At 77.5% G+C, this 1,557-nt stretch carries 2 pseudogenes; both read right to left on the bottom strand.

Features of this window, described 5'->3' with window-relative positions:
• Positions 1 to 489, bottom strand: a pseudogene (locus IH13_RS0132810) (hydrogenase expression protein HypA); the annotation flags it as partial.
• A 35-nt stretch (positions 490 to 524) separates the two neighbouring features.
• Positions 525 to 1,557 (bottom strand): annotated as a pseudogene (locus tag IH13_RS0132815) (hypothetical protein); the annotation flags it as partial.

A 1,557-nucleotide genomic window follows, 5' to 3' on the forward strand; every position in this document is an offset into this window, starting at 1 on the left:
GGCTGCCGACGGCTCGGCCGGGGCGGTGGCCGTCTCCGGCACGCCTTCGGCCGCCCACGTCGGGGTACGGAGGACTCCGGTGATGGCGGTGGTCCCGTCGGCGTCCGTGGCCTCCGCGGACCCCTCCCCGGCCGCCTCGCCCTCCGGCTCCCCGTTTCCGGGGGCCGCGGTCCCCGGCCCCGTGTTCTCCGGGTCCTTGCTCTCGGGGTCCTTGTGCCCGGGGTCCTTGCTCTCCGGGCCGTCGCCCTTCGGCACCGTGGCCGCCGGCGTCTCGGTACGGGCGGTCGGGTCCGTGGCCCCGGAGGGCGGCGCGGCCGTACGTCCGCGCGGTCCGCCGCCCGGTGCCAGAGCGTCGCCGGGGTCGCCGGCCGCTCCCCGCATCGTCACCGCCCGACGGACCGACACCGGGGAGTTCCCGGAGCCGCCCGTGCCGGCGGACGCACCCGTCCGCGGAGGTATGCGCTTGGAAGGATCATGCTCACGTGCCATGCAATTCCCTTACTCATGTGGGGTTCGACGTCGTGTCACGGCCCGGCGCCCACGGCACCGGCGCAGCGGTCCGGCCAGGGGCCGGTGCCCGCAGGTGCCGCCGGGCGCCCGCGCACGACGTCGTCCAACCGGGCCATCACGGCCCGATCCCCCTCGGGATCGGGTGTGACGGCCGTGGCGGGACCGGTCAGTTCACGCAAATAGATCTGTGGGGCCGGTCCGTCGCGGCGGACGTCCAGCACCCGGAACAGGGTCCCTGGGGCGAACACCACCTCCTCGGGCCCTCTGCCGTGGTCGGAGAACTGCCGTACGCGACGGCCGGCCACCGACCAGATGACATAGCTCCCGCCCGGCACCGGAGCCGAGCCGGTGGGGTCGAGCGGTGTGGTGCTCAGCAGGGCCGCGTCGCGCAGCAGGGTCCCGGGCCGGGGAAGGGCGGGGCCGCCGGAGCCCTCGGCGGCGGGGGCGCTCCCCGTGCCGCGCACCACCACGCCCCGGTAGGACGGCAGCCGGTTGAGCGCCGAGGCCACGCACGCCCCGTACGGCAGCAGGTCGGGCTCGTACGCGCGCAGGGCCCGGGTCACCGCGCCGTGGCTCAGCGGGCCTTCGGTGATGTGCAGATACATCCGCAGGGCGATCAGATCGGCCCGGGCCGCCTCCTGCTCCTTGCCGCGCAGCGCGGGCATCCGGGCGAGGGAGCGGGCGACGGCCGCGCCGTGCCGGTCCCACGTTCTCTCCGCGAGGGCGCGGAACGCGGTCCGTTCCGCCTCGGAGCTGCGGTGTCCGGGGTCCAGCGGGACGGGCGGCAGCGGGGCCACGGTCACGTCGGCGTCGTCGACCGCGTCGGCGGCGGCTCCGTCGGGGCCGTCGGCGGCGTCGGCGGCCTCCGGGGCCTCGGGCGCGTTCCGGACGTCACGCACGTCCGTGGTCCGCGGGGCGGCCGGCGTGTCGGGCGCCGTGCCGGACGCGGTCACGTCCTGGGACGCCGTCGCCAGGGGGGACGCGGGGCGCGTGGCGGGCGCCGGATCGGCCGGTGTTCCGGATGCCACGCGCACCGGGGCCGGGGGG

The organism is Streptomyces sp. NRRL WC-3549, assembly GCF_000721935.1.
In the GTDB taxonomy this organism is placed as follows: domain Bacteria; phylum Actinomycetota; class Actinomycetes; order Streptomycetales; family Streptomycetaceae; genus Streptomyces.